Origin of the sequence: Psychrobacillus sp. FJAT-21963, assembly GCF_001420585.1 — a bacterium.
Classification (GTDB): Bacteria; Bacillota; Bacilli; order Bacillales_A; family Planococcaceae; genus Psychrobacillus.
Window position 1 is genome coordinate 1 of the sequence record NZ_LJIY01000038.1, and the last position, 524, is coordinate 524.

General features: G+C 30.0%; 1 protein-coding gene. It reads left to right on the forward strand.

Translation table 11 applies throughout. The annotated features are described in order from the left end of the window. Window positions 1–92: 92 nt before the first annotated feature. Window positions 93–524: hypothetical protein (locus AN959_RS21590; protein WP_216598652.1), on the forward strand; the 432-nt coding region annotated here is incomplete at its 3' end.

The window sequence follows — 524 nt, forward strand, 5'->3', positions numbered from 1 at the left end:
TAAAGATAATTATTAAATTTTAATAGTTTTGTTTGAGTTTATGTTGGCATATTTAATCTTTGTACAAGCATATGATGGAAATAGATAGGGAGGTGTTCAAATCGAACCAGACTTATACTATTTTCATTTCATTATGCGTGCTCGTATTTAGTTTTATTGGTGGTTTAATACTATTTGAAAAAAGTACTACAGAACAACAGCAATGGATTATTAATCTCTTGGACGCTCGTGTTCTCTTGGCAGAACAACCTACTTTTCTAGAAACTATTTTTCCGCACTTGATGATAGCAGTTGTATTTTTTTTATTTTATCAACACCGATATTTGCGAAAACTAATATTAGTTATTTGTGCATTTAAGATTACTTTTTATGGTTTTTGTTCTAGTTATCTATTACAAACCCAAGAATCCACTTATCCATACGTGTTTTGGTGGTTTCCGTTTCAATTAGTATATTGCATCCTTCTTCTAGCTCTAGCAAATCGGGTTAATTTGTTTACGTTGTCCTTCTATATAATTATTATA